Source organism: Actinoplanes sp. NPDC048967 (assembly GCF_040649415.1).
Taxonomy (GTDB): Bacteria; Actinomycetota; Actinomycetes; order Mycobacteriales; family Micromonosporaceae; genus Actinoplanes.
In genome coordinates, this window is the sequence record NZ_JBEZFL010000002.1 from 1,031,378 (window position 1) to 1,054,322 (window position 22,945).

The following is a 22,945-nucleotide window of genomic DNA, read 5'->3' on the forward strand; positions in this document are numbered from 1 at the left end:
GCCAGGTCCGGTCGCCCCGGTCCCAGTAAGCCACGGCTCGCCGGCCACGTTCGCTCGCCCAGGTCCGATCGGCCGCGCCAGGCCGCCTGGTCCGGTCGGCCTGTCTGCCACGTTTGATCCCTAGCCCGGTCCGCCTGGCCCGGTCCGCCTGCCCGATCCACCCGGCCCGATCCACCCAGCCCGATCCGCCACGGTCGGTCCGCCACGGCCCGATCCGCCGCAGTCGGCGGCGGCCAGGTCCGGCCGTTCCCCATGAAGATCCCTCAGCCGCTGACCGAAGCCCCGCCCATGACCGAAGACTGGGGGAGCTCCCGATCGACGCCGTTCGCGCCGCCGGGCCGAAGCCGCACGGACTCGATCTACATCAAGATCGAGTCCGCTCCGTCCCAGCCGACAAAAGGTGGTCACCCGGCCGAGCGCAGTCCTGATCACCGTGGCGTGAAAATTCGTCGCCTCACCCGCCGACCATCGCGCGGCAGGCGCCGTCATCCCCACGCCAAGAACGCCTCGCCTTGCCCCCCCCCCTGAGGCCAAGCGACGATCAACAGACGACTCACCGCCCGCCCCGCGGACCACTCACCGCCCGCCCCGCGGACCACTCACCGCCCGCCCCGCGGACCACTCACCGCCCGCCCCGCGGACCACTCACCGCCCGCCCCGCGGGCGACGGAGCCCGCCACCGCGGGGCCTCACCCGATACCGATGAGGGCTCGGCCCGTCCCCAGGAAGACCCTTCGAAGAACCGACCCCGGCGTCGGATCGGTCGGCCTGTCCCCACCCCGTTCGTGTCAACGCCGCGACGAGACGGGATCGTGCCAACGTTATCCACAGCAGTTCACAGGCGTTCACAGGAAGTTATCCCCAGCGGTGGAAAACCTTCGGGGCCTTACCCCACAGATGTGGATGAGACCTGGGGAAATCGATGTGGACAGACACGCACGGTCACGGCTGTCCCCACAGGCTGTGGACGCGTGTGGATTTCCTGTTGAAGGTTCTGGGGACGACGAGCCGGTAGCGTTCCGGCGTTATCCCCAGGGCTGGGCACAAACCCGGTGGATAACCGGTGGACAGACGGTGGACAACGGTGGACAACCGGAGTCGGGTCGACGACTGTGGACGCAGACCGGGGTTTGTACCCTGGTTTCCCACATGTGAATCACCGGTGGATAACCCGCTGACCTGCGCAAACGGGAGTTCTCCACACTTTGCACAGGACCGATGAAGACGACTATGTCTTCTTCAGGGAAATCCAAAAAGCAATCATCAGCGTTGGGGAAGGTGTGGATGAGCCGCTCGGCCGTCCGAACCATCCCTGACTTACCCACAGCACCGGGGTCGGACGCACGCTGCGCCGACCCGCGCCATAGAGTTCAGTGGGCGCCATCAGCACATCCGATGCTGGTTCGTCGAGAAAGAGTGACGCGGAGGGCATGGCATGAAGTTCCGGGTGGAGCGAGACGCACTCGCCGACGCTGTGGCGTGGACGGCGAAGAGCCTGCCGAGCCGCCCGTCGGTGCCGGTGCTCGCCGGCGTCATGTTGCGGGTGACCGACGGCAGGTTGCACGTCTCCGGCTTCGACTACGAGGTCTCCAGTCAGGTGAGCGTGGAGGTGCAGGCCGACGCCGACGGCGCCGCCCTGGTCTCCGGCCGGCTGCTGGCTGAGATCACCAAGGCACTGCCGAACAAGCCGGCGGACATCGCCGCTGTCGGTGCGCATCTTGAGCTTGTCTGCGGCAGCGCGCGCTTCACGCTGCCGACGATGCCGGTCGAGGACTATCCGACCCTGCCGGAGATGCCGTCCAGCGCCGGCACGGTCGACGCGCAGACGTTCGCCTCGGCCGTCCAGCAGGTCGCCATCGCGGCCGGCCGTGACGAGACGCTGCCGATGATGACCGGCGTGCGGATCGAGCTGAACGGCACGTCGATGGCGATGCTGGCCACCGACCGCTACCGGCTCGCCATGCGGGAGCTGCAGTGGAGCCCCGACGACCCCGACATCAGCCTCAACGCGCTCGTCCCGGCGAAGACGCTGAACGACACCGCCAAGACGATGGGCCCGCTCGGCGGCGACGTCATCCTGGCGCTGGCCCAGGGCAACGCCGGGGAGGGCATGATCGGCTTCGCCGGCGGCACCCGGCGTACGACCAGCCGGCTGCTCGACGGCGCCAACTACCCGCCGGTCCGCTCGCTCTTCCCGGCCAGCCACAACGCCGAGGCCCGGGTCAGCGTCTCCGCGCTCGTCGAGGTGGTCCGCCGCGTCGCCCTGGTCGCCGAGCGCACCACCCCGGTCCTGCTCAGCTTCGGCGAGGACGGCCTGGTCGTCGAGGCCGGCGGCACGGAGGAGGCCCGGGCCAGCGAGGCCATGGAGGCCGCCTTCACCGGCGAACCGCTGACCATCGGCTTCAACCCGCAGTACCTGATCGACGGATTGCAGAACCTGGGGGCCCAGACCGCCGTACTCTCGTTCGTCGACGCGTTCAAGCCCGCTGTGATCTCCCCCGCGGCCGAAGACGGCGAAATCGTGCCGGGTTACCGCTATCTGATCATGCCGATCCGGGTAACCCGCTGATACTGGGCGGAAGAACCACTCATCTAGGGGGAACACCATGCAGCTCGGCCTTGTCGGTCTCGGCCGGATGGGCGGCAACATGCGCGGGCGGATCCGCTCCGCCGGGCACGAAGTCGTCGGCTACGACCGCAACCCGGACGTCTCCGACGTCGCCAGCATCGCCGAAATGGTCGAAAAGCTCGCCGCGCCGCGGGTGGTCTGGACGATGGTGCCGGCCGGTCACATCACCGAGAGCACGATCGACGAACTGGGCGGGCTGCTGTCCGCCGGGGACATCATCATCGACGGCGGGAACTCCAAGTTCACCGATGACCAGCCGCGGGCCGACCGGCTCGCGCCCAAGGGCATCGGCTACATGGACTGCGGCGTCTCCGGCGGCATCTGGGGCAACCAGAACGGCTACGCGCTGATGGTCGGCGGCTCCGAGGAGAACGTCGCCACCTGCATGCCGATCTTCGAGGCCCTCAAGCCCGGCGGCCCGTACGGCTTCGTGCACGCCGGCCCGGTCGGCGCCGGCCACTACACCAAGATGGTCCACAACGGCATCGAGTACGGCATGATGCAGGCCCTGGCCGAGGGCTGGGAGCTGCTCGAGGCCTCCGAGTACGTGGACAACGTGCCCGGCGCGATCAAGAGCTGGCGCGAGGGCAGCGTCGTCAAGTCCTGGCTGCTCGACCTGCTCGACCGGGCGCTGGACGGCGACCCCGAGCTGGCCAAGCTCAAGGGCTACGCCGAGGACACCGGCGAGGGCCGGTGGACCGTCGACGAGGCGGTCCGGCTGGCCGTCCCACTGCACGTCATCGCCGCTTCGCTGTTCACCCGTTTCGAGTCGCGGCAGACCGACTCGCCCGCCATGAAGGCCGTCGCCGCGCTGCGTCAGCAGTTCGGTGGCCACGCCGTCGTCGGCTGAGCGGTCCAAGCGGCTCAGCCGCACTGCAAAGGAGCTGAGCGGTCCAGGCGGCTTCGCCGCACTGCAAAGGACGATTAGTGAGATGTACGTACGCCGGGTCGAGTTGACCGACTTCCGTTCGTACGAGCGGGTGACGGTCGACTTCGACCCCGGCGTCGCGGTGCTCGTCGGCCAGAACGGCATGGGTAAGACCAACCTGATCGAAGCGCTGGGTTACGTGGCCACTCTGGACAGTCACCGGGTGGCCACCGACGCGCCGCTGGTCCGGGCGGGTGCCGGCTCGGCCGTGATCCGCAGCGAGATCGTCCACGATGGTCGCGAGCTGCTGGTCGAGCTGGAGATCGTGCCGGGCCGGGCAAACCGGGCCAGGCTCAACAGATCACCCGTACGCCGGTCCCGCGACGTGCTCGGCGCGCTGCGGATGGTGTTGTTCGCGCCGGAGGATCTTGAGCTGGTCCGCGGTGATCCGGCCGAGCGCCGGCGCTATCTCGATGATCTGCTGGTGGCCCGGCTGCCCCGCTTCGCCGGGGTCCGCGCCGACTACGACCGGGTGGTCAAGCAGCGCAACGCCCTGTTGCGCACGGCGTACCTGACGCGCAAGGTCGGCGGGACGCGCGGGCAGGATCTGTCGACTCTCGCCGTCTGGGACCAGCACCTGGCGCATCACGGGGCCGAGTTGCTGGCCGGCCGGCTGGAGCTGGTCGCGGCCCTCGGTCCACATCTGACCAAGGCCTACGACGCGGTGGCGGCCGGGCGGTCGACGGCCTCTATCGCGTACGCGTCGCGGCTCGGCGAATCGCCGGCGCCGGACCGCCCGCAGTTGGAGCAGGCACTGCTCGCCTCGCTCGCCGAGCGGCGGCAGAACGAGATCGAGCGCGGCGTCACCCTGGTCGGCCCGCACCGCGATGATCTTTCCCTCACCCTGGGCGAACTGCCGGCCAAGGGGTACGCGAGCCACGGCGAATCCTGGTCGTTCGCACTCGCCCTGCGGCTGGCCGCCTACGACCTGCTGCGCGCCGACGGGATCGAGCCGGTGCTGGTGCTCGACGACGTCTTTGCCGAGCTGGACTCGGGCCGGCGGGAGCGGCTGGCGGCGTTGGTGTCGGACGCGACGCAGTTGCTGGTGACGTGCGCGGTGCCGGAGGATGTCCCCGCGACCCTGCAGGGGGCCCGCTACGACGTCGGACCAGGAACGGTGACCCGTGTCTGAGGGAAGCCCGGAAAAGCCGCCAGCGGCTCCCAGGGCCGCCGCAAGGCGGGCAGCCGGCGGGAATGCCGCCGGTGGCGGCAGCGGCGCAGCAGACGCGACAGGCCGCGAGCCGGCATCAGGCGCCGGCGGTCGCGCCGCCTCAGGCACCGGCAGAACCGCCCGCGACCGGGCCGACAGTGCGTCCCCTGCTTCCGATGTGCAGACCGGGCCGGACGGCTCGGGAAGCGCACCAGGAGTCGCGGCGGACGGCGGGACAGCGGTCGGGCCGGAGCTGGCCCGCGCGGTTCTGGACGCCGCTCTCGCCCGGCGGCGAGCTGCTCAACAGGCGCCGCGACGCCGTACCGGAAACGACGAAGGCACCGGCCGCCGCCTGCGCGGCTATTCCGGCCCCGGGCCGGATCCGCGCGATCCGCAGCTCTTCGGCGTGATGCTCGAGCGGATCATGAAGCAGCGCGGCTGGCAGAAGCCGGCCGCCGAGGCCAAGGTCTTCGGCGCCTGGGAGAAGGTCGTCGGTCCGGACGTCGCCCAGCACAGCCGCCCGGTCAAGCTCGACGCCGGCGTGCTCACCGTGGAGGCGGAGTCGACCGCGTGGGCGACCCAACTCCGCCTGCTCGCGGCCAACCTCCTCAAGCGCATCGCCGCCGAGGTCGGCCACAACGTGGTCACCAAGCTCAACATCCACGGACCGGCGGCGCCGTCGTGGGCCAAGGGCCCGCGCCGGGTGCAGGGCCGCGGCCCGCGCGACACGTACGGCTGACAGTCCGGTCGGCTCAGTAGTCGGCGAAGACCGCGAAGCCCCGCTCGGCGCAGCGGCGGTAGAAGCCGGACAGGACCGCCAGCTCCGTACGGGCGAAGCTCCAGTGCGGTGCGTTGCCCGCCTCGTCCCGCAGCGCCGCCAGTCGCTGGTCCAGCCAGCGCAGCTGCTGCTCCGCGAGGCGTCCACCGGCCACTGCGGCCCGCATCACGTTCGCCACGCTGTCGAAGGTGACCAGGTCGCCGTACGGCTGGTGACCTTCCACGAAGCGCTCCAGCCCGCCGGCGATCCAGGCGCAGCCGTCCGGGTCGATGACCGGGTCCTCGTCCTCCGCGGCTGCATCGGTGGCGTAGAGGACACCCTCCAGCCCCAGCAGCAGGTCGACGAGCTCCGTGTAGGCAGTTGCCCGTACCGTGCCGGTCTTGGCGATGTGCAGCGCGAGTGCGCCGGTGGGCGCGGCGATGTCCGGCGCGTCCGCGACGGCGCCGAAGTCGACGAACTCCGCGGGGGCGACCGGGTCGTAGAACCGGTTCGTCCGCGGCCAGTGCACGGCGACGTTGTCCAGCCCCTTGTCCAGCGCCATGGCGGGCTCACCTCTCCTCGAACTGCCGGGCTGCGGACCCGTCCGGCCGTGTACCGGGCCGCGCGGGCGAGGTTACGACACCGTCGCCTGCTGTCGTCAGGCAGTGTCGCAGCGCGTGGCCCCACCCGCGCGGAGGCGCGCCTCGGGGTCCGGGCGTCGAACGGTTCGCCGTTGCGGGGAGCCCGCATTCCGTGTAGGGGGACTCGTGGGAGTGGCCCTGAATCGCGCTACGGCAATCTGAGGTACCCGGACGAGGGTGCCGGACCCTCTACAACTCGCTCCGACGGAGTAGAATCGACAGAGACCGGGAAAGTCCGCCCCGTGACGGCACTCCGTCACGCTACGCGATTTTTCCAGCCGATCACGATCCGCGGGTGACCGCGGCGACCGGCGCGCTCGGCTCCACCGGTGGTCCGCTTTCTTCCCGCGGCTCGTCGCCGGTGGCTCGCCCTGCCCGTCGGTGGCCGCCGGCCGCCCGCCAACCCCGTGACCAGCCCGCCTCGCGCGGGCCGGCGCGAGAAAGTGGCCGAGGGTGGCAGAGAACACGCAGGAATACGGTGCCGGTTCCATCACCGTGCTCGAAGGTCTCGAGGCGGTCCGCAAGCGCCCCGGTATGTACATCGGTTCCACGGGCGAGCGGGGCCTGCACCACCTGGTCTGGGAAGTTGTGGACAACGCCGTCGACGAGGCGCTCGCGGGCTACTGCGACACCATCGACGTCGTCCTGCTGCCGGACGGCGGCGTCTCCGTCACCGACAACGGCCGCGGTTTCCCGGTCGACCTGCACCCCAAGCTGAAGAAGCCCGGCGTCGAGGTCGCTCTGACGGTCCTGCACGCGGGTGGCAAGTTCGACGGCAAGGCGTACGCGGTCTCCGGCGGTCTGCACGGCGTCGGTGTCTCGGTCGTCAACGCCCTCTCCACCAAGATGTTCGTGGAGATCCACAAGTCGGGCAACGTCTACCGCCAGCACTACACCGCCTCCAAGCCCGGCCCGCTGGAGAAGGGTGAGACGACCGATCGGACCGGTTCGATGGTCCAGTTCTGGCCGGACCCGACGATCTTCGAGACCGTCGAGTTCGACTGGCAGACGATCTACCGCCGGATCCAGGAGTACGCCTTCCTCAACAAGGCCCTGACGATCAACCTGGTCGACCAGCGGCCGGAGCACCTCGACGAGGAGGGCAAGCCCCGCGAGGTCACCTTCATGTACGAGAACGGCATCGCCGACTTCGTGCGCCACCTCAACCAGACCAAGACCCCGATCCACAAGTCCGTGATCGAGTTCGAGGCCGAGGCGAACGACGAGGGCATGGCCCTCGAGATCGCCATGCAGTGGAACGAGTCGTACGGCGAGTCGGTCTACACCTTCGCCAACACGATCAACACCCACGAGGGCGGCACCCACGAGGAAGGCTTCCGGGCCGCGCTGACCAGCATCGTCAACCGGTACGGCGCGGAGAAGAAGTTCCTCAAGAGCGACGAGAAGCTCTCGGGTGAGGACATCCGCGAAGGGCTCGCCGCGATCATCTCGGTGAAACTGGCCAACCCGCAGTTCGAGGGTCAGACCAAGACCAAGCTCGGCAACACGGACATGAAGGGCTTCGTCCAGAAGGTCGCCAACGAGCAGATCGCCGACTGGTTCGACCGCAACCCGGCCGACGCCAAGCAGATCATCACCAAGGCCTCGCAGGCGGCCCGCGCCCGGATCGCCGCGCAGCAGGCCCGCAAGCTGGCCCGGCGCAAGTCGCTGCTGGAGTCCGGCTCGATGCCGGGCAAGCTGGCCGACTGCCAGTCGACCGACCCGCGGGTGTCCGAGCTGTTCATCGTCGAGGGTGACTCGGCCGGCGGCTCGGCCAAGCAGGGCCGCGACAGCCAGATCCAGGCGATCCTGCCGATCCGCGGCAAGATCCTCAACGTGGAGAAGGCCCGGATCGACCGGGTGCTGAAGAACAACGAGGTCCAGTCGCTGATCACGGCCCTGGGCACCGGCATCCACGAGGAGTTCGACGTCGCCAAGCTGCGCTACCACAAGGTGGTGCTGATGGCCGACGCCGACGTTGACGGCCAGCACATTCAGACGCTGCTGCTCACCCTGCTGTTCCGCTTCATGCGGCCGCTGGTCGAGCTCGGCCACGTCTACCTGGCCGCCCCGCCGCTCTACAAGATCAAGTGGAACAAGCGCGGCGACGACGCCCAGTACGCGTACTCCGACCGGGAGCGGGACGGCCTGATCGAGCTGCGCCAGCAGAAGAAGCCGAACGCCAAGCCGGATGACATCCAGCGGTTCAAGGGTCTCGGCGAGATGAACTTCCGCGAGCTGTGGGACACGACGATGGACCCGGGTTCCCGCACCCTGCGCCAGGTGACCCTGGACGACGCCGCAACCGCGGACGAGCTGTTCAGCGTCCTGATGGGTGAGGACGTCGAGGCGCGGCGCTCGTTCATCCAGCGCAACGCCAAGGACGTGCGGTTCCTCGACATCTGAGGTACGGGTGAGCGGCGTCACTCGACGCCGCTCACCTCGGGTTATGCACAGCGAATCACCGCTTTCCACAACGTTATCCACAGCGAAATGCGTAGCCTGACGCCGTTTGTCGGGTTTGACTGTTAGTAAGGGTTAACTGTGACGGATACTCCCGAGACCCCCGCCGAGGAACCCCAGGACGTGCCCGGCGGCGGAGTGAGCCAGCGGGTCGAGCCGGTCGGCCTCGAGGTCGAGATGCAGCGCTCGTACCTCGACTACGCGATGAGCGTCATCGTCGGGCGGGCGCTGCCGGACGTGCGGGACGGCCTCAAGCCGGTGCACCGCAAGATCCTGTACGCGATGTACGACGCCGGCTTCCGTCCCGACCGCGGCTACGTCAAGTGCGCCCGCGTCGTCGGCGACGTCATGGGTAACTACCACCCGCACGGTGACTCCTCGATCTACGACGCCCTGGTCCGGATGGGCCAGCCGTGGTCGCTGCGCTACCCGCTGATCGACGGCAACGGCAACTTCGGCTCGCCGGGCAACGACCCGCCGGCCGCCATGCGCTACACCGAGTCGAAGCTCTCGCCGCTGGCCATGGAGATGCTGCGGGACATCGACGAGGACACCGTCGACATGCAGGACAACTACGACGGGCGGGCCAAGGAGCCCACGATCCTGCCCGCGCGGTTCCCGAACCTGCTGGTCAACGGCTCCGAGGGCATCGCGGTCGGGATGGCCACCAAGATCCCGCCGCACAACCTGCGGGAGATCGCCGCCGCCGTCCAGTGGTACCTGGACAACCCGGAGGCCGACGAGGCCACCACGCTCGAGGCGATCCTGGGCATCGTCAAGGGACCCGACTTCCCGACCCGCGGCCTGATCGTCGGCCAGCAGGCGATCCAGGACGCCTACCGCACCGGTCGTGGCTCGATCCGGATGCGCGCGGTGGTCGAGGTCGAGGAGGACGCCCGGGGCCGGCCGTGCCTGGTCGTCACCGAGCTGCCGTACCAGGTGAACCCCGACAACCTGGCCGAACGGGTAGCCGAGCTGGTCAAGGAGGGCAAACTCACCGGAATCGCCGACATCCGCGACGAGTCGTCCGGGCGTACCGGAATGCGGTTGATCCTGGTCCTGAAGCGCGACGCCGTCGCCAAGGTCGTGCTGAACAACCTCTACAAGCACACCCAGCTGCAGGAGACCTTCGGCGCCAACATGCTGGCGCTGGTCGACGGGGTGCCGCGCACGCTCAACCTGGCCCAGTTCATCCGCCACTACGTCGATCACCAGATCGATGTCATCCGCCGGCGCACGGCCTACCGCCTGCGCAAGGCCGAGGAGCGCGCGCACATCCTGCGCGGCCTGGTCAAGGCGCTGGACATGCTCGACGAGGTGATCGCCCTGATCCGGCGCTCGCCCACGGTCGAGGACTCCCGCCAGGGCCTGATGCAGCTGCTCGACGTCGACGAGATCCAGGCCACCGCGATCCTGGACATGCAGCTGCGGCGCCTGGCGGCGCTGGAGCGGCAGAAGATCATCGACGAGCTGGCCCGGATCGAGATCGAGATCGCCGACCTCAAGGACATCCTGGCCAAGCCGGAGCGGCAGCGGGCGATCGTCTCCGAGGAGCTGGCCGAGATCGTGGCCCGCTTCGGCGACGACCGCAAGACCCAGATCATCCCGTTCGACGGCGAGGTCTCGATGGAAGACCTCATCGCGCGCGAGGACGTTGTGGTGACGATCACACGAACTGGCTACGCGAAGCGCACGAAGGTCGACCTGTACCGCTCGCAGAAGCGCGGCGGCAAGGGCGTGAGCGGCGCATCCTTGCGCCAGGACGACATCGTCAGCCACTTCTTCGTGATCTCCACGCACTCGTGGATCCTGTTCTTCACCAACAAGGGCCGGGTCTACCGCGCCAAGGCCTACGAGCTGCCCGAGGCGAATCGCGTGGCCAAGGGCCAGCACGTCGCCAACCTGCTCGCCTTCCTTCCGGACGAGCACATCGCGCAGGTCATCCAGATCCCGGACTACCAGGTCGAGCCGTACCTTGTGCTCGCCACCAAGAATGGCCTCGTGAAGAAGACCCGCCTCGAGGAATTTGACTCCAACCGCAGCGGTGGCATCATCGCCATCAACCTGCGGGAGGATGACGAATTGGTGGGCGCCACGCTGGCCGCGCCGGAGAACGACCTGCTCCTGGTCTCGAAGAAGGCTCAGGCCATCCGGTTCAACGCGACCGACGAGGCGCTGCGGCCGATGGGGCGGGCGACCTCGGGCGTGATCGGCATGCGCTTCAGCGAGGCGGACGAACTCCTCGCGATGGAGGTGGTTCGTGAGGGCATGGACGTTTTGGTCGCGACCAACGGCGGGTATGCGAAGCGGACGCCGATCGAGGAGTATCCGGTGCAGGGCCGGGGCGGCAAGGGCGTGCTGACGGCCAAGATCACGGAGCGTCGTGGCGGGCTCGTCGGAGCGCTCGTGATCGACCCGGAGGATGAACTATTTGCCATCACCAGCAATGGTGGTGTCATCCGGACTCCCGTGAAGCCTGTACGGCGCACGCGGGATCGGAACACAATGGGGGTCAAGCTGATGGACCTCCCAGAAGGTGTAACCATCGTGGCGCTTGCTCGCAATGCCGACGAGCCTGACGAACAGGACTAGTTGATGCCGGAGACACAGGCGAAGTCGGGGGGCCCGGGATCCTCGGCATCTCCGGTCGACGCGGAGCCGAAGAAGGACGGCGCCGCACCGACCGGACGCGAGGGAGCCGGCCGCGCGGCGGTACCCGCCGATGCCCCGTCCCAGCCGAAGTTCACCCGCGCGCCGGGCATGGCCCCGCCGCCGGGTGAGCCGCCCGCCGACAGTGACGGTCAGGCCGAGCAGAAGCGGCCACCGGCCGCCCCCGCGGGCCCTTCGGTCGCCAAGGGCTCGGCCACGGTGCCGATCGTCACCAAGGGCAAGAGCGGCGGGTCCGCAGCGCCCCAGAGCGCGCAGGCCGGGCGCACCGGGGTTCAGCCCCCGGCGAAGCCCGGTGCCGCGCCCCAGCGGCCCGCTGAGGCCCCCAAACGCCCCTCGGGCAACGCGGCCGCCAGCGGTTCCGCCGCTGTCGGGGCCGCCCGGGTCTCCGAGGCGGTCCGTTCCGCGCGCTCGACGGTGACGTCGGCCGCGGCGCGTGGCCCGCGCCGGGCCCGGCTGAACCTCAAGCGGATCGACCCCTGGTCCGTGATGAAGTTCGCCTTCGCCGTGTCCGTGGTCCTGTTCATCGTCGTGGTCGTGGCCACCTCGGTGCTGTACCTCTCGCTCGACGCCATGGGCGTCTGGCAGACGGTCAACAACAGCCTGCAGAGCCTGGTGAACACCACCGGCGGCGGCACCGAGGCCGCGACGGCCGGCGGCGGCTTCCGCATCACCGCCTGGGGCGTCATCGGCACGTCGATGCTGATCGGCGCGGTCAACGTGGTGCTCTTCACCGCACTGGCCACGCTGGGCGCGTTCATCTACAACGTGTGCGCCGACCTGGTCGGCGGCGTCGAGCTGACGCTCGCCGAGCGCGACTGATCCACCCCGATCGTGGTAGCGGCCGCCGTGTCCGGCACGGCGGCCGCCCCCAATTTTGGGTAGCGCCACGGGGTACGGTAATCTTCGTGTCGCTGTCACGGGGCTATAGCTCAGTCGGTTAGAGCGCAGAGCTGATAACTCTGAGGTCGCTGGTTCGATTCCAGCTAGCCCCACCAAGCACCACCTCCCGCCGCAGATGTAAGGGGATCCAGCCATGCTGAAGAAGCTCCTGATCGTTGCCGGCGTCGTCGGCGCGGCGGCCCTGGTCGTCAAGAGGGTCAAGGCCTCCAGCGACGAGCGCGCCCTCTGGCACGAGGCGACGACGGCGCCCGACCTGCGCTGAAGCCCCACCTACCGGGGGCCCTAGCTCAACTGGCAGAGCACCGCCTTTGCAAGGCGGGGGTTAGGGGTTCAAGTCCCCTGGGCTCCACAAAAACCGCCTCTCAGCCAGGCTCCGCCGACACGACGAAGCCCCGGCAAGCTTGAGCAAGTTCTTCGTCAGTGCTCGGCGGCATCTGATGACCAGCTCATTGACCCCAGCCTTCAGTAGGGCGATGGCGATCGCGCTACCTGCGCCCCCCGCTCCGGCAAGGAGCGTCCATCGGGCCTCCGGCAGATCACTGGAGCGGGGGCGGCCCTTCTGTACTCTGCCCGCGCTTTCGCCATCGGTGGTGGCGCCAGACGGCGGCTGTCACGGCCACGGCGAAGAGCAGCGCGGTGGTGCCCTTCCAGGCGCGCTCGAACCACCACCGGTTCTCACCGAATGCCGCGTCGCCGGCCATCATGAGCCAGATTCCCGGCCAGGCCCACTGCCAGCCGCGGGGCCGGGAGAAGGTGTCGGGCGGGTCGGAGAGGCCGACATGGACAGCGACCGCGGCGCCGCCGACCACGACGAGCGGAATTCCGAAGCGTCCGACGAGGTCCCATAGCGACACGGGGCGATCATGGCATCTCGTCTGCGTGCGTCGACAGAGCCGTTGGGGGAGATGCCGCCGGGATGTGGTCCATCGCGCCTTCGTTGAACGAAGGTGGTTCCCAGATGAGGATCTGGCGGTGGTGGCTGAAGCCGTTGCGCAGGTAGAAGTCGACTGCGCGGCGGCCTGAGTGGACGGTCACGTGCTCCAGTTCCCGGCGTACGGCCTCGGCCAGGATCGCGGCCATCAACGCAGCGCCGATGCCCTGGTTACGGTGTTCCGGGCGGACCATGACCGACTGGACGTCGCCGTACCAGCGGTCCTGGGACTCGTGACCGGGGACCCGTTCCGCGACGTGCAGCCAGGCGCTGCCGACCACGGACCCGTCGACCTCGGCGACGAACGGCAGGTGCGTCTCCGCATGGGCTGTCATCCAGCCGGCGAAGCCCGCGACTTTGTCCGGTCCGAGCTCTCGCAGCTCCGCCAGTGCCGCCACATCCGCCACGCTGCCTGTCCGCACGTTCACCCGGCGAACTTTACGGCGGCCGCGAGGCCCTGCCACGGATCCCCTCGGGACGCGTGGCGGTGCCCGATGATGATGGAGGCGGCTACCCCGTGAAAGAGTCAAGAGCCGTTCGGTTGTTGCGGTGGGTCGGGGCTCCCGGTCAATATCCACGTGTGACGATGCGCACACGGGAGTGGTTGACGACTGGCGAGGCGGCTGTGCTGCTGCGTTCGTCGCGGGCGCATGTGGTTGACCTCTGTCTGCGGGGGCTGCTGCCGTACGTGACGATCAGCTCGCGGCGGCGCATCCGCCGCTGCGATGTCGAGGCCCTGATTCAGCCGCGGATGGACCGGGACCAGCTCGAGACGCTGTGGCTGCACCGGGCCGTCGCCGGACGGCTGGTCCGCAATCCCCGGGCGGTGCTGGCCGCCGCCGCGATCAACCTGCGACGGCTGCGGCGGATCCATCCCGAGGGCCGGGCGTGGGAGTGGCTGGACCGGTGGGACGCCGTCCTGGACCAGGGGGTCGAGGCCGTGCTGGAGGCGCTGACCTCGTCGGCCGCCTACGCCGTCGAGCTCCGGGAGACGTCGCCGTTCGCCGGGATTCTGCCGGAGAGCGAACGGCGGGCGGTGGTGGCGGCGTTCGCCGAGACCCGCCGGGACCACGCCCGGTCGATGCCGCCGGAGAAGTTCGAACGGGTGCTGCGCAGCGTCTGACTGACTCGTGCGTCACAGCCTCTTCTGACCGGAGGTTGCCGGGTGAATAGTTAGCTCTACTAAGATTCTGTCGGCATCCGGGAGGTTCGATGCCTTCTTCCACCGCCGCCCAGCTGCGCGAACTGCTGAAAAACCTGCTGCAGTCGCCCTTGCCGGTCCGCCTCCGCGCCTGGGACGGCTCCGAGGCCGGCCCCACCGGTACGCCGATCCTGATCATCCGGAACAGACGGGCCCTCCGCCGGCTCATCTGGCGGCCCGATGAGCTCGGCCTGGCCCGGGCGTACGTGTCCGGCGACCTCGACGTGGAGGGTGACCTGTACGACGCCCTCGGCCGGCTCGCCGCGCTGATCTTCCGCGGTGCCGACGTCCACGGGTTGCCGAAACGTGCCGTCGCCGCTGAGCTCGTACGCCTGGGCCTGCTCGGACCGCAGCCCAAGCCGCCGCCGGAGGAGATCGCGATGCGCGGCTCGCGGCACAGCCGGGGCCGTGACCGTCAGGCGATCAGCCACCACTACGACGTCGGCAACGACTTCTACCGGCTCGTCCTCGGCGAGACGATGGTCTACTCCTGCGCCTACTGGACCAGCACGGACGCCGGCTACCAGCTGGCCGACGCGCAGCGCGACAAGCTCGACCTGATCTGCCGCAAGCTGGAGCTCAGACCGGGCATGCGGCTGCTGGACGTCGGCTGCGGCTGGGGTGGGCTCGCGCTGCACGCGGCCCGCGAGTACGGCGTCGACGTCGTCGGGATCACCCTGTCGGCGGAGCAGGCCGATCACGCCCGCAAGCAGGTGGCCGAGGCCGGGCTCACCGCGCACGTCGAGATCCGGATCCAGGACTACCGCGACGTCGACGACGGCTCGTTCGACGCCGTCTCCAGTGTGGGCATGGCCGAGCACGTCGGCACCGGCCCGTACGCCGAGTACGCCGCCATTCTGTTCCGGCAGCTCAAGCCGGGCGGACGGCTGCTCAATCACCAGATCGCGGCCCTGCACCCGGCACCCCCGGCCGAACGGAAACGGCGCTCCTTCATCGACGCCTACGTCTTCCCGGACGGTGAGCTGGCGCCGGTGGGGACGACGGTGTCGCTGCTGGAGGAGGCCGGCTTCGAGGTGCGGGACGTGCAGGCTCTGCGCGAGCACTACGCGCGGACGTTGCGGGCGTGGACGGCCAACCTGGAAGCGAACTGGTCGACGGCCGTACGGCTGGTGGGGGCGGGACGGGCCCGGGTCTGGCGGTTGTACATGGCGGCTTCGGCGATGTCGTTCGAGCAGGCGCGGATCGGGGTCAACCAGGTGCTGTGCGTACGGGCGCACCGCGACGGCACCAGCCACATGCCGCCGACCCGTCGGGAGTGGTCGGGTGCATCGATGTGACCGTTGCCACGGTCAAGTGGTGCCCGGCTCGGCCGGCCCTGAGAAAGCGCCGGTCGGAGCGGTCGACAGGGCCCGAAGACAGGCATCCTCGCCGGATGCCCGTGACCATGCGGCCACGGTCTGACAGTTAGCCTTCATTCGTGAGTGGACGGAAGCGAGCCGCGGCCATCATCGTGCGGGACGGCCGGGTATTGATGGTGCACGAGCGCAGCCTGCGGGACGGCAACCGGGAATGGTGGACGCTGCCCGGCGGCGGCATCGACCCCGGCGAGACCGCCGAGGATGCGGTACGCCGTGAGGTGCTCGAAGAGGTCGGCCTGGTGGTCAAGGAAGCGCGGTACCTGCTGGACACGCCGTACCCGTCGGGGATGACGTCGGTGTTCGCGGTGACCGTGGCGGACGGTGAGCCGCAGCTCGGGCCGCACGTCGGTGGTCCGCTGCCGGTCGGGCTCGACTGGGTGCCGCTGCCCGACGTACGCCCGGACGGGCCCGGCCTGCCGATCCCGCCGATGATCGTCGCGCTGCCGGTGGACTGACCCGGTTACTGGTCGGTGGGGGCAGCCGCGGCTTCGGGGGCCGGCGACGTGATCGTGCGGCGGCGTTCGAGGACGAAGTAGGTGCAGCTCAGCGCGTACCCCAGAGTCAGCAGGGCACCCACGGCCCGGACCATGATCGGTGCGACGGCCAGGAGTGTCATGCTCAGCGCGCCCACCGTCCAGCAAGCGAGCAACGCCGTGTTGATCGTGTCCTGGGCGGCCCAGCCGCCGGGGCCGCGGCGGCGCGCCTGCCGCTGGATCTCCGTCAGGAGCGCGTGGCCCATCCCGCAAGCGAGCAGGCCGAGCAGCACGGTGGAGAAGACCGAGTGGGCGCCGCCGGCGACTGCCGCGACGGCCGTGCCGCCGGCCAGCAGAGCGAGACCGCTGACGGTCCCGACCCGGGCGCTGCGTCTCTCCTCCACACCCACTGACAGTCGGCAAGATCTCGCCCGGCCTGAGGAGCGGGGTGACTTTCTGGTTATCCGAGGGCGGTTCGGGGGAGGATGTCCGACGTGATCGGAACCCTGAAGCTCGAACCCGCGATGTCCCGGCTCGACCTGCTCGCGGCGCCGGTCGCAGCCGCGCTGGAGGTGTGGCCGGCGGAGGCGCCCATCGACGGGGACCAGGTGCTGGTCGCGCCCATCGACGCGGACCTGGCCGACACGGCCGCCTTCTGCGAGGCGTACGGCGTGACGCTCGGGGAGTCGGCCAACTGCGTGATCGTGGCGGGCCGCCGCGGTGAGATCACCCGGTACGCGGCCTGCGTGGTCCTGGCCACCACCCGCGCCGACGTGAACGGCATCGTGCGCCGGCACCTGGATGTGCGCAAGGCGAGCTTCGCGCCGATGGACGACGCGGTGCGACTCACGGGCATGGAGTACGGGGGCATCACGCCGATCGGGCTGCCGCAGTCGTGGCCGGTGCTGGTCGACGCGCGGGTCGTCGCGACCCCGCACGTGATCATCGGGTCCGGGGTACGGCACAGCAAGATCGCGATCGCGGGGCCGGCGCTGGGGGCGCTGCCCGGTGCCGAGGTCATCGACGGGCTCGCTCGCGAGATCTGACCGGGGCGTGATTCCGGGGCGCAGGGTGGCCGACGCGGCTCGGCCGCAAAAGAATTGGGTGGACCGGCTGGTTCGGTCCTGGTTCGGTCGGAGGCGTGATGCAGATCCGGCCGACCCGGCCCGCCGACCTGACCGTCATCCAGCGGATCGAGCATGCAGCTGGTGAGCTCTTCCGCGCCATCGGCATGAGCGACATCGCCGACGACCCGGACCCCACCATCGAGGTCTTGACCGAATACCAGCGTGCCGGTCTCTCCTGGGTGGCTGTCGACGACACCGACCGCCCGATCGCCTTCATCCTGGTCAAGCGGGTCGACGGCAACGCGCACATCGAGCAGGTCAGCGTCCACCCCGACCAGGCCCACCAGCGGATCGGCCACGCCCTCATCGACCACGTCGAACGCTGGGCCGCCGGTCAGGGCCTACCCGCCCTCACCTTGACGACCTTCCGCGATGTGCAGTGGAACGGCCCGTACTACGAGCGGCTCGGCTTCACCGTGCTGCCGGGTGCCGAGCAAGGGCCCGGGCTGCGGGCGCTCATGATCGAGGAAGCCGAACACGGCCTGGACCCGGAGTACCGAATCGCCATGATCCGTCCCATCCACAACGATCAATAACGTTTCACGTGAAACAGTGAACGGTGAAGCGCGGACGGTTCATCGAGGGGAGTCGACGGCCTCTCGCCGGGCGATCTCCTCCAGTGCCGAAGTCAGGGCCGCCGGCTCCTGCGCGCCCTGGATGACGAACCGCCGGTCGACCACGTACGTCGGCACGCTGGTGATCCCCAGCTCGCGAGCCTCGGCCAGGTCGGCGTTCACCGCATCCGTGCCGGCCGGCGTGGCCAGGTAGGCGAACGCCGCCCGTGCGTCCAGCCCGATCGACCCGGCCAGCTGGGCCAGCACGGCGTGGGAGCCGAGGTCGGCCCCCTGTGCGAAGTGCGCGTGCTGCAGGGTCTCGATCATGTTGAGCTGCAGCTCCTGCGCGGCGGCCCAAGCCACCAGCCGGTGGGCGTCGAACGTGTTGGCCGCGACTGCCCGCTCGTAGTCGAGCGCCAGCCCCTCCCCGCGGACTATCTCCGTTACGTGCGCGATCATCTGGTCGACCTGCCGCGGGTTGCCGACCTTGACCGTCATCGCCTGCCAGATCGGTACCGGCACCGGGACCGGCGCGGGATCGAGCTGGTACGCCCGGAAGGTCATCGACGCGCCCCCGGCAAAGCCGAGCAGCACCGCCTCCAGCCGGCGCTTGCCCAGGTAGCACCAGGGGCAGACAAGGTCGTACCAGATCTCTATGTTCAAGATTCTTCGGTCCGGTCAAGGGCGGCGGTGGGGCGGTCGGATTGCTCGCGGATCTGGCGCTTGAGTCGCCCGAGGATCGCCGTGCCCCCGCGGATCCGCAACGGACTGATCGCCGTGGCCAGCCCCATCCGGTTGTAGAGGTCGTCCGGCACCGCCAGGATCTCGCTGGTCGACGCGTCCTCCAGGCCCTCGGCGAGGATGCCCGCGAAGGCCCGTGTCGTCGGCGCCTCGGGTGGGCAGTCGAAGTAGGTGCGGACCGTGTCGTCCGGCTGCACCTCGGCGCGGAGGAAGAACTGCGTCTGGCATTCCGGCACCTGCTCCATGCCCTCGTGGCCCTTGAGGGAGTCGGGCAGCGGGGGCACCGCGTCGGAGAACTCCAGCAGCATCTCCAGCACCACGTCGCGCGGGGCGGAGGCGAAGTCGTCCACGATCTCGGCCAGTTTGGCAGGCATGTCGCTCACGGATCCGACCTTACGTCGAGGGGGTCAGGCCGCGGCCGAGGTCGGCAGGAGGGCCAGATCACTGAGGCTGATGATGCCGACCACGTTGCGGTCCGCGTCGCAGACGAGCAGCCGGCGGACGCCGCGCTCGCGCATCGCCTGGACGGCCTCGTCCACCCCGGCCGACTGCTCGATCATGATCAGCTCATGGGTGGCGATCGAGGCCAGGGTCGTCGACTTCGGTGGCCGGCCGTCGGCGATGGCCCGGACCACGATGTCGCGATCGGTGACGAGCCCGGAGATGGTCGGGCCCGCGGTCACCACGACGTCGCCGATGGACTGGTCGCGCATCGCCTGCGCCGCCTCGTCCAGCATGGTGTCGCCCGGCAGGTAGACCACCCGCCTGGTCATGACCTCAGCGACCGTGGTCCTCGCCATGGGTGGTGACCTCCCCGTTCTCGTGTCACTCGTGTCCAGCCCGTACCCGTGCTATCCGATCGTTACACGCACCACGTCGGCGATCGGTACATCGAGTCGCTCGTCCGTGCGGCGGTCGCGGAACTCGGCGTACCCCTCGGCCAGCCGGCGGCCGACCACCACGATGCGCCGGATGCCGATCAGCTCGGCGTCGGTGAATTTCACGCCGGCCGAAAGCTGCGGCCGGTCGTCGACCAGCACCCGCAGACCCTGGGCGGCCAGGTCTGCGGCCAGGGTGAGGGCGGCGTCGATCTGACCGTCCTTGCCGGCCGCGATGACGTGCACGTCGGCCGGGGCGACCTCGTCCGGCCAGAGCAGGCCGCGGTCGTCGTGGTGCTGCTCGGCGACGGCGGCGACCGCCCGGGAGACCCCGATGCCGTAGCTGCCCATGGTCGGGCGCACCGGCTTGCCGTCCGCGCCGAGCACGTCGACCGAGAAGACGTCGGTGTAGCGGCGGCCGAGCTGGAAGATGTGCCCGATCTCGATGCCGCGCCGGATGGCCAGCTCGCCCTCGCCGCAGGCCGGGCAGCCGTCGCCGGCGCGGACCTCGGCCGCCTCGATCGTGCCGTCGGGGGTGAAGTCGCGGCCGGCGACGACCGAGGTCGCGTGCCGGCCCGGCTCGTTGGCGCCGGTGAGCCAGGCGGTGCCGGGCGCGATCCGGGGGTCGGCGAGAAAGCGCAGCTCGAGCCCCTGCGGGCCGATGTAACCTTTGACCAGGTCGGGCCGGGCGGCGAAGTCGTCGAACATGGTGGCGGTCGCCGGGCTCAGGGCCGCGTCCAGCCGCTTGAGGTCGAGCTCGCGGTCACCCGGCACGCCGACGACCAGCAGGCTGTCCTCCCGGCCGGGGTGGTGCACGGTGACGACCACGTTCTTGAGGGTGTCAGCCGCGGTCCAGTCGGTGCGGCCGTCGAGGGACTGCTTGTTGGCCAGCTCGACGAGCGCGGCGATCGTCGGAGTTTCCGGAGTGTCATGGACGGTCAGCGGGTGGTGCTCGCGCTCCGGGACAGCGGGGAGCGGGGTCACCACGGCCTCGGTGTTGGCCGCGTAGCCACAGGTGGTGCAGGCGACGAACGTGTCCTCGCCCACCTCGGATGTGGCCAGGAACTCCTCCGACGCCGAGCCGCCCATCGCCCCGGACATCGCCGACACGATGGTGTGATCGAGGCCCAGGCGGTCGAAGATGCGCTGGTACGCCGCGCGGTGCCGGGCGTACGACTCGGCCAGGCCGGCGTCGGACAGGTCGAACGAGTACGCGTCCTTCATCAGGAACTCGCGGCCGCGCAGCAGACCGGCGCGTGGGCGGGCCTCGTCGCGGAACTTGGTCTGGACCTGGAAGAGGATCAGCGGAAAGTCCCGGTAGGAGCTGGTCATGTCCTGCACCAGCAGGGCGAACATCTCCTCGTGGGTGGGCGCCAGCAGGAAGTCGGCGCCGCGGCGGTCCTTGAGGGTGAACAGGTCGTCGCCGTACTCGGTCCAGCGGCCGGTGACGTCGTACGGCTCGCGGGGGAGCAGGGCCGGAAAGGACACCTCCTGGCCGCCGATCGCTGCCATCTCCTCGCGGACGACCGCCGTGATCCGATCCAGCACCAGCTTGCCGAGCGGTAGCCACGTGTAGCCGCCCGGCGCCGAGCGCCGGATGTAACCGGCTCGCAGCAGCAGCCGGTGACTCGGCACCTCCGCCTCGGCCGGCTCCTCGCGCAAGGTCTTGAGCAGCATGGTGGACATCCGCAGCAGCATGCGACGAAGCCTAGAAGCCACCACCGACAGGAATCATCCGGTTATCCGGTGTCGCCAGCGTCACGCTGACGCGCGGCCGGGCCGGTGCAAAACTGGCTGAAGCGGCTCCACGGAACGGGGGAAACGGGCCATGAGCTGGAACAACTTCGTCGCGCTGGGCGACAGCTTCACCGAGGGCATGGACGATTCGTATCCGGACGGCACCTACCGCGGGTGGGCCGACCTGGTGGCCGCCCGGCTCGCCGTCGACGCCGGCCCCGGCTTCGGCTACGCCAATCTCGCCGTCCGCGGCAAGGTGCTCGACCAGGTCCTCGCCGAGCAGCTCGGCCCCACCCTGGAGATGCGGCCGAGCCTGGTGAGCTTCGCCGCCGGAGGCAACGACATCCTGCGCCGCCGGGTCGACGCGTACGGCCTGGTACACAAGATCGACCCGGCCATCGCGCAGCTGCGGGCCGCCGGTGCCGACGTGATCCTGTTCCGGTTCGCGGACGTCACTGCCCACCTGCCCGGCCAGCGGATCGTCGGGCCCCGGGCCGCCGCCCTCAACGACGGCGCCCGCGAGCTGGCCGACCGGCACGGCGCCATCCTGATCGACCTCTTCGCCGACGACGCCTTCCACAACCCGCTGCTGTGGAGCTCCGACCGCCTGCACCTGTCCGCGGCCGGGCACCGCCGGGTCGCCGCGCACGTGCTCGACGCCCTCGGTGTCGGTGTCGACGAGGAGTGGCTGCTCGTGCCGCCGATGCCGGCTCCCACCCCGTGGCTGCTGGCCCGCGGCGCCGACCTGCGCTGGGCCGGACAGCACCTCGCACCCTGGATCAAACGGCGGCTCGCCGGCGCCTCCTCCGGTGATCTCGTGACGGCGAAGCGTCCCGAGCTGCGTCCCATCGAAGCGATAGCGTGAGTGACATGTCAGTAGAGAACGATCCGGCGCCGGCCCTGCAGGCGTACGCCCACCCCGACAAGCTGGTCACCACCGAGTGGCTCGCCGCCCACCTGGACACCCCCGGACTCGTGGTCGTCGAGTCCGACGAGGACGTGCTGCTCTACGAGAGCGGCCACATCCCCGGCGCGGTCAAGGTCGACTGGCACCTCGAGCTCAACGACCAGCTCACCCGGGACTATCTCGACCCGGCCGCGTTCGCCGCGATGTGCGAGGCCAAGGGCATCGGCCGGGACGACACGATCGTGTTCTACGGCGACAACTTCAACTGGTGGGCGGCGTACGCCCTGTGGGTCTTCAGCCTGTTCGGGCACCGCGACGTGCGCCTGCTCGACGGCGGCCGGCAGAAGTGGGTGGCCGAGGGCCGCGAGCTGACCCGCGACCGCACCGAGCGAGCGCCGGCGACCTATCCGGTGCCGCAGCGCGAGGACGGTCCGCTGCGCGCGTTCCGGGACCAGGTCATGGCCCACATCTCCAGCGGGCGCCCGCTGGTCGACGTGCGCTCCCCGCAGGAATACACCGGCGAGCTGACCCACATGGCGGCGTACCCGCAGGAGGGCGCGCTGCGTGGCGGGCACATCCCCGGTGCGCTCAGCAAGCCGTGGAAGTCGGCGGCCAACGAGGACGGCACCTTCAAGCCGGCCGACGAGCTCACCAAGATCTACCGGGACGAGCTGGGGCTGGAGACCGGTGACGACGTGATCGCGTACTGCCGGATCGGCGAGCGGTCCAGCCACACCTGGTTCGTGCTGCACCACCTGCTCGGCTATCCGCAGGTCCGCAACTACGACGGCTCCTGGACCGAGTGGGGCAACCTGGTGCGCGCTCCCATCGCCAAGGGCGCCGAGCCGGGCGGTCTCTCCTGACGGTCGGCGTGGCGGG

The 22,945-nt window shown here is 69.8% G+C and carries 23 protein-coding genes and 2 tRNA genes; 17 read left to right on the forward strand and 8 right to left on the reverse strand.

Annotated elements, in window-relative coordinates; genetic code table 11:
* Positions 1-1,435: 1,435 nt before the first annotated feature.
* The 4 genes from dnaN to AB0C12_RS11555 all read left to right on the forward strand — a co-directional run bounded on the left by dnaN (position 1,436) and on the right by AB0C12_RS11555 (position 5,446).
* On the forward strand, positions 1,436-2,569 hold the full coding sequence (gene dnaN / locus AB0C12_RS11540; protein WP_360546685.1) for a DNA polymerase III subunit beta: 1,134 nt from the start codon (positions 1,436-1,438) through the stop codon (positions 2,567-2,569).
* 37 nt (positions 2,570-2,606) lie between these two features.
* Positions 2,607-3,479 carry a phosphogluconate dehydrogenase (NAD(+)-dependent, decarboxylating) gene (gene gnd / locus AB0C12_RS11545; RefSeq protein ID WP_360546687.1) on the forward strand — a complete coding sequence of 291 codons (873 nt, stop codon included), beginning with the start codon at positions 2,607-2,609 and terminating at the stop codon, positions 3,477-3,479.
* An 82-nt stretch (positions 3,480-3,561) separates the two neighbouring features.
* Positions 3,562-4,689 (forward strand): DNA replication/repair protein RecF, encoded by a 1,128-nt coding sequence (recF, locus tag AB0C12_RS11550; protein WP_360546689.1) that lies wholly within the window; start codon positions 3,562-3,564, stop codon positions 4,687-4,689.
* A gap of 196 nt (positions 4,690-4,885) precedes the next feature.
* Positions 4,886-5,446: a DciA family protein gene (locus AB0C12_RS11555; protein ID WP_360546691.1), complete on the forward strand. Its 561-nt coding sequence runs from the start codon at positions 4,886-4,888 to the stop codon at positions 5,444-5,446.
* A 13-nt stretch (positions 5,447-5,459) separates the two neighbouring features.
* Here AB0C12_RS11555 and AB0C12_RS11560 read toward each other — a convergent pair whose 3' ends face one another.
* Entirely contained in the window at positions 5,460-6,026 is a 567-nt protein-coding gene (locus AB0C12_RS11560) for a hypothetical protein (protein ID WP_360546693.1), read from the reverse strand.
* Between the two features lie 532 nt (positions 6,027-6,558).
* Here AB0C12_RS11560 and gyrB point away from each other — a divergent pair.
* The 6 genes from gyrB to AB0C12_RS11590 all read left to right on the forward strand — a co-directional run bounded on the left by gyrB (position 6,559) and on the right by AB0C12_RS11590 (position 12,487).
* Positions 6,559-8,511, forward strand: a complete 1,953-nt coding sequence (gyrB, locus tag AB0C12_RS11565) for a DNA topoisomerase (ATP-hydrolyzing) subunit B (RefSeq protein ID WP_360546695.1) — start codon at positions 6,559-6,561, stop codon at positions 8,509-8,511.
* A 138-nt stretch (positions 8,512-8,649) separates the two neighbouring features.
* Entirely contained in the window at positions 8,650-11,160 is a 2,511-nt protein-coding gene (gene gyrA / locus AB0C12_RS11570) for a DNA gyrase subunit A (protein ID WP_360546697.1), read from the forward strand.
* A gap of 3 nt (positions 11,161-11,163) precedes the next feature.
* A complete protein-coding gene (locus AB0C12_RS11575; RefSeq protein WP_360546699.1) occupies positions 11,164-12,057 on the forward strand; it encodes a DUF3566 domain-containing protein in 894 nt (297 codons plus the stop codon).
* 99 nt (positions 12,058-12,156) lie between these two features.
* Positions 12,157-12,233, forward strand: a tRNA-Ile gene (locus AB0C12_RS11580).
* A gap of 38 nt (positions 12,234-12,271) precedes the next feature.
* Positions 12,272-12,400: a DLW-39 family protein gene (locus tag AB0C12_RS11585; RefSeq protein WP_360546700.1), complete on the forward strand. Its 129-nt coding sequence runs from the start codon at positions 12,272-12,274 to the stop codon at positions 12,398-12,400.
* Positions 12,401-12,414: 14 nt separating this feature from the next.
* A tRNA-Ala gene (locus AB0C12_RS11590) sits at positions 12,415-12,487 on the forward strand.
* Between the two features lie 187 nt (positions 12,488-12,674).
* On the opposite strand, the gene AB0C12_RS11595 is transcribed toward AB0C12_RS11590, so the two are convergent.
* Positions 12,675-12,992, reverse strand: coding sequence for a hypothetical protein (locus tag AB0C12_RS11595; RefSeq protein WP_360546702.1), 318 nt, complete (start codon positions 12,990-12,992; stop codon positions 12,675-12,677).
* A gap of 7 nt (positions 12,993-12,999) precedes the next feature.
* Positions 13,000-13,497, reverse strand: a complete 498-nt coding sequence (locus AB0C12_RS11600; protein ID WP_360546704.1) for a GNAT family N-acetyltransferase — start codon at positions 13,495-13,497, stop codon at positions 13,000-13,002.
* 158 nt (positions 13,498-13,655) lie between these two features.
* Between AB0C12_RS11600 and AB0C12_RS11605 the strand changes: the two genes are divergently transcribed.
* From AB0C12_RS11605 to AB0C12_RS11615, 3 genes are all read left to right on the forward strand, one after another.
* A complete protein-coding gene (locus tag AB0C12_RS11605; protein WP_360547128.1) occupies positions 13,656-14,192 on the forward strand; it encodes a helix-turn-helix domain-containing protein in 537 nt (178 codons plus the stop codon).
* Between the two features lie 89 nt (positions 14,193-14,281).
* Positions 14,282-15,568, forward strand: coding sequence for a cyclopropane-fatty-acyl-phospholipid synthase family protein (locus AB0C12_RS11610; protein ID WP_360546706.1), 1,287 nt, complete (start codon positions 14,282-14,284; stop codon positions 15,566-15,568).
* A 140-nt stretch (positions 15,569-15,708) separates the two neighbouring features.
* Positions 15,709-16,104 carry an NUDIX hydrolase gene (locus AB0C12_RS11615; RefSeq protein ID WP_360546709.1) on the forward strand — a complete coding sequence of 132 codons (396 nt, stop codon included), beginning with the start codon at positions 15,709-15,711 and terminating at the stop codon, positions 16,102-16,104.
* A 5-nt stretch (positions 16,105-16,109) separates the two neighbouring features.
* On the opposite strand, the gene AB0C12_RS11620 is transcribed toward AB0C12_RS11615, so the two are convergent.
* Positions 16,110-16,526: a hypothetical protein gene (locus AB0C12_RS11620; RefSeq protein WP_360546711.1), complete on the reverse strand. Its 417-nt coding sequence runs from the start codon at positions 16,524-16,526 to the stop codon at positions 16,110-16,112.
* A gap of 81 nt (positions 16,527-16,607) precedes the next feature.
* Between AB0C12_RS11620 and AB0C12_RS11625 the strand changes: the two genes are divergently transcribed.
* Positions 16,608-17,168, forward strand: coding sequence for a YbaK/EbsC family protein (locus AB0C12_RS11625; protein WP_360546714.1), 561 nt, complete (start codon positions 16,608-16,610; stop codon positions 17,166-17,168).
* Between the two features lie 98 nt (positions 17,169-17,266).
* Positions 17,267-17,785 (forward strand): GNAT family N-acetyltransferase, encoded by a 519-nt coding sequence (locus tag AB0C12_RS11630; protein ID WP_360547130.1) that lies wholly within the window; start codon positions 17,267-17,269, stop codon positions 17,783-17,785.
* Positions 17,786-17,824: 39 nt separating this feature from the next.
* Here AB0C12_RS11630 and AB0C12_RS11635 read toward each other — a convergent pair whose 3' ends face one another.
* The 4 genes from AB0C12_RS11635 to AB0C12_RS11650 are packed head-to-tail and all read right to left on the reverse strand — an operon-like array spanning position 17,825 to position 21,120.
* Positions 17,825-18,466, reverse strand: coding sequence for a DsbA family oxidoreductase (locus tag AB0C12_RS11635; protein WP_360546715.1), 642 nt, complete (start codon positions 18,464-18,466; stop codon positions 17,825-17,827).
* Positions 18,463-18,927, reverse strand: a complete 465-nt coding sequence (locus AB0C12_RS11640) for a SufE family protein (RefSeq protein ID WP_360546717.1) — start codon at positions 18,925-18,927, stop codon at positions 18,463-18,465. Before AB0C12_RS11640 ends, AB0C12_RS11635 begins: the two co-directional genes overlap by 4 nt.
* A gap of 24 nt (positions 18,928-18,951) precedes the next feature.
* Positions 18,952-19,344: a CBS domain-containing protein gene (locus AB0C12_RS11645; RefSeq protein WP_360546719.1), complete on the reverse strand. Its 393-nt coding sequence runs from the start codon at positions 19,342-19,344 to the stop codon at positions 18,952-18,954.
* Between the two features lie 51 nt (positions 19,345-19,395).
* Positions 19,396-21,120 carry a proline--tRNA ligase gene (locus AB0C12_RS11650; RefSeq protein ID WP_360546721.1) on the reverse strand — a complete coding sequence of 575 codons (1,725 nt, stop codon included), beginning with the start codon at positions 21,118-21,120 and terminating at the stop codon, positions 19,396-19,398.
* A gap of 130 nt (positions 21,121-21,250) precedes the next feature.
* Between AB0C12_RS11650 and AB0C12_RS11655 the strand changes: the two genes are divergently transcribed.
* Together AB0C12_RS11655 and AB0C12_RS11660 are read left to right on the forward strand one after the other, a co-directional pair.
* Positions 21,251-22,024 (forward strand): SGNH/GDSL hydrolase family protein, encoded by a 774-nt coding sequence (locus AB0C12_RS11655; protein ID WP_360546723.1) that lies wholly within the window; start codon positions 21,251-21,253, stop codon positions 22,022-22,024.
* A gap of 5 nt (positions 22,025-22,029) precedes the next feature.
* Entirely contained in the window at positions 22,030-22,929 is a 900-nt protein-coding gene (locus tag AB0C12_RS11660) for a sulfurtransferase (RefSeq protein ID WP_360546725.1), read from the forward strand.
* Positions 22,930-22,945: the final 16 nt, after the last annotated feature.